The organism is Aneurinibacillus thermoaerophilus (assembly GCF_900099925.1).
Lineage (GTDB): Bacteria > Bacillota > Bacilli > Aneurinibacillales > Aneurinibacillaceae > Aneurinibacillus > Aneurinibacillus thermoaerophilus.
Genome location: NZ_FNDE01000074.1, coordinates 1 through 3,726 on the forward strand (window position 1 = coordinate 1; position 3,726 = coordinate 3,726).

4 protein-coding genes and 1 pseudogene are annotated in these 3,726 nt (G+C 38.0%); 3 read left to right on the forward strand and 2 right to left on the reverse strand.

Translation table 11 applies throughout. The features are described from left to right. Both BLR88_RS18460 and BLR88_RS19860 read right to left on the reverse strand, forming a co-directional pair. Positions 1–194: pseudogene (locus BLR88_RS18460) on the reverse strand (CsxC family protein); the annotation flags it as partial. 815 nt (positions 195–1,009) lie between these two features. Beyond that, the gene (locus BLR88_RS19860; protein ID WP_175493694.1) at positions 1,010–1,183 is read right to left on the reverse strand and encodes a hypothetical protein; all 174 of its coding nucleotides are present in this window, start codon (positions 1,181–1,183) and stop codon (positions 1,010–1,012) included. A 386-nt stretch (positions 1,184–1,569) separates the two neighbouring features. On the opposite strand from BLR88_RS19860, the gene BLR88_RS18465 reads away from it, so the two are divergent. From BLR88_RS18465 to BLR88_RS18475, 3 genes are all read left to right on the forward strand, one after another. Next, on the forward strand, positions 1,570–2,121 hold the full coding sequence (locus tag BLR88_RS18465) for a hypothetical protein (RefSeq protein ID WP_091261557.1): 552 nt from the start codon (positions 1,570–1,572) through the stop codon (positions 2,119–2,121). Between the two features lie 339 nt (positions 2,122–2,460). Beyond that, positions 2,461–3,543, forward strand: a complete 1,083-nt coding sequence (locus BLR88_RS18470; protein WP_091261559.1) for a ParM/StbA family protein — start codon at positions 2,461–2,463, stop codon at positions 3,541–3,543. Further along, positions 3,543–3,726: hypothetical protein (locus tag BLR88_RS18475; RefSeq protein ID WP_139185037.1), on the forward strand; the 184-nt coding region annotated here is incomplete at its 3' end. The genes BLR88_RS18470 and BLR88_RS18475, both read left to right, overlap by 1 nt.

Here is a 3,726-nt window from a genome sequence, read left to right on the forward strand (position 1 = left end):
ACGCGCTTTTTAATTTTCTTGATTTCAAGCACATCTTCTGGAAAAGTAATACGCGCTCTTAGCGGCAGCTGCACCGACACTTCCTGAAGTAGTACCGGAACTTTGACAATAGGGTTGCCTCCTGTTAGGGTAGGTCGGACCGCGCGCGCGTCACATTCATTTACACTAGCTGTTTCATCAAAATTAATTGGCATTTACCAATTCTCTCCCTCCAATTTTGACATACTACATACTATGAAGGAAAACGGATTGTGTATGGATATATCACATAGGACAACCGTACATTGTTTGTATTTAAAAAAGAAAAGCTGACTTGTGAGCCGTTTTTCAACGCTATTTTGGTTGCTCAAAAACATTCCCTATATTTTCCTTTTGTTGTGATATGGAACAAAAAGGGAGTGTGCAAATGAACAAACGCTATCTCTCCCGTGTAGACAAAACAGGGGCTATCCTGTTACTTGAAGACCTTCAGAAGCTTGTCCACGCAGGCAAACTGGAAGTACATACAGAAAACGGCTAGCTTGCACTAAAGAACCCGAAACCTGACTACGTATTTACAGGATGTCAGAACAAAAATAACCCGGCGTGGCCGAGATGTTTTATTTTAACGTGCTTATAATTTTTTCACCTTTTCTAAATATCAGGTCGTTTTTGTTTGCGTATACTCTTGAAGAGCCTCTTCTAAAATCTACTGCTGTTCTTTCTCGGTAATAAATGCCCTCGTTTTCAATAAATATACATTATATTATGAAAATTTAAATATGCGTGCTTTTTTAGCCATTAGTATCGCCCTCTTCTTCTATTTCTAATAAATCGTCGTAACACAATTGAGAGTACAATGATGGACGATACAAGCGCCATTGCAGAAGCAATGAAAGCAAACCAATAGATTGACATAGAGGATTCCTGCCTTTCTTTACAAACAAGTATAGTGGAGGTAAAATAAGCATAAGATAAATAGGGGATTACAGACCGGACACTCGTCCGGCCTGCCTTGCCATGTGACCACTTAGCGCCGCAATCGCTTTGTGGTCTTTTTGCGTTTGGCGGTTTTTTTCTTTTTACGTTTTTCTATTCTTTCGAGGATTTTGTCCAGAAAAGAAAGAAACACGATAAGAAAATTTATTAGCGCTATCGCTAATGAGATAACCGCCGTCCAGAAAGCAAGTTCCTCCTTATTCATCTGAGCATACCTTTCGGACTAAGAACCATGCGTTATTGTCGGGCATAGCCATCCCACTTTTTGTATTTGACTTAATGAAAAACAACCTTCCCAAATCCCTTATAAAAACAAACGTCTCCACATTTTTAGACTGTCCAAAAACATAAAAAAAACTGTCTAATTTCGGCAACTGAAAAAAATAGTTTTTTAGACAGGTTTTTTTGTGTTCATTTCACTTGTTTTTAGACACCTTGTTATCACACATTTTGGTATAAAAAACAAAAAAATAATGAAAGATAAAATATACAAGCAGACATAAATGACTCCCCCTACCCCATACACATATAAAAGGACAAAAGGACAACAGGACAGCAGGACACTTTCAAAAAGCATGGGGGGCGGAAAAAATGCTATGGAAAAATAAATGTTTAGGCGGGAAGAGATGTGTAAGAAATAATCTATACACAAATGAATTTTATGAACAAAAATTAAAATTGTTGGCCAACTCTTGCGAGCTTCCTTATTTAACTCTTGGATCGTTGATTGTCTGTAAACTACTCGATAGTCCTAGTTTTGTTTACAAAGTACAAAAAACATTCAATACCATTGAACACTACTGGATTACTGCAGAATACGATGCAAAGAAAAAAATCATCTATAAGCAAGAAATAACTGCAGACATAAGTAGAAAAGTTAAGCGTCCAAAATCAAAATATCTGAATTTCCCACGCGATCGACAACTGAAACTATCTTATCAAAATGAACACGACTTGAAGCTTTCTATGCTTGCACGTTCATGCAATCTACGAAAAGGTGAAATGGCAGCTCTAATCCTGCATTACGGACTTGACACCAGTGAAGTGATTATGTTTTTTCAAGAACGGTATAATGTACATTCCCATCATTGGGTTACACCCGTTCATAAAGATGGTATAGTCGCATATGTGCTTTCACCATGAACGTACCTTTTTCATTTCTTTTGCGATTTTTATATCAATTTTTTTGCACTTATTACATTTTCCAATGTTCTTTTGTGCAGTTTTTTTCGTTATACGCGCACCACAATCTCTACATTTCATATATTACACCTCTCCTTTTTAGCCATTATGGCCATTGAGAGGATTTTTTAAACATAAAATCACAACGTATTACGTTATACAATAAAAATCATTTATGTATAACAAACAGAAGAAAAATGTCATATAAACCTTTGATTTTATGGACTTATCAATGTATGATGATATATGAAAAACAACGTAATACATATATAAAAACTAAAGAAAAGGAGAGGGTAATGTATGACATTACAAAAAGCGGCGGTAGATATCGGAAACGACACTCTAAAAGCTATGTTTGAAGGGGAACAGGCATTTACTATCCCTAATGTATTAGCAAATGCACCAAAAGATCGCGGAATTGCCCAATTAGAAAATAGTCCTTTCGACGCTCTTCATGTAGAAGTCACAAGTGCAGCTCTATCTGTTGCAAAAGGTATCTACTACGTTGGTGAATTAGCAGCCAGACAGAAGCATAATGATGAGTTAACGAGCGAACAGAAAAAAGGCGAGAATGATCAATCAATGATTCTCCTTCTGACAGCTTTAGCTTTACATGCGGCAGAAGAAAGCAAAGAAAAAAAGATTGAGAAGGAATATTTCCTCTCAACTGGTCTTCCGATGACGGAATCTAAGCGTAAAGGAGCGCGCAAAGCATTTAAAGAAAAGCTTATAGATCATGTTCATACTGTTGCTTTCTTAGATACACCAAAACATGCTGGAAAAACCGTTACAATCCGTATTAAGAATGCGATCGTTTCTCCGGAAGGACAAGCCGCCTACATCGGATTAGCCGCGAAAAAACCAGAAGTAGCAGGGGCTAGTATTGCTATTGTTGATATCGGGGGATTGACTACAGATATCGCGGTTATTGAAAAAGGGGGGAAGGTTGATAATGAACATAGCATAGGTATTGGTACAGGGGTGTCTGCGGCATTGGATGCCATTATTGCAGAGATAGATCAAGAGCTCGGTATTCGTCCTTTCCGCTCGCGCAGGGAATTAGTAGACTGCATTCTAGGGGATGAGCGGGGGATTGCGTGGTATCGTGGCAAAAGCTACGACTTGAACCCAATCATTGATACACATTTAACAGAAGTCGCTCGAACAATCTATAAAACAATCAGTGATGTATGGAATGAATCGCCACAAATTCGCTTTGCTTATATCATTGGTGGGGGAGCTGCATTATTGGAACCATATATGAAATCTATCAATGAAAGTAAAGATTCATTTCCACTGCGTTGGCTAAAAAATGAAACGGCAATATGGCTAATTGTTTCTTCTTATTGGGACTTATTTAAATTTGCAGGAGTGAATGCTTAATGCCAAGAAATGTCCGAAGCGATGTGGAGGACTCTGTAAATTTAAAAGCAATCGTATGCCGTGTACCGGCGGAAACTCCGCAGGACGTGGTATGGGCATTAAAGGAAAAGAAAAAAAACAGCCAAAATTTTTCGGCTGAGATTATGCGGTTACTCACTGTAGCAATCCGTACAGAATCAGACC

Coding starts and splice junctions, on each gene's coding strand:
- BLR88_RS19860 (WP_175493694.1), bottom strand. CDS start 1,183: ATGAATAAGGAGGAACTTGCTTTCTGGACGGCGGTTATCTCATTAGCG.
- BLR88_RS18470 (WP_091261559.1), top strand. CDS start 2,461: ATGACATTACAAAAAGCGGCGGTAGATATCGGAAACGACACTCTAAAA.
- BLR88_RS18465 (WP_091261557.1), top strand. CDS start 1,570: ATGCTATGGAAAAATAAATGTTTAGGCGGGAAGAGATGTGTAAGAAAT.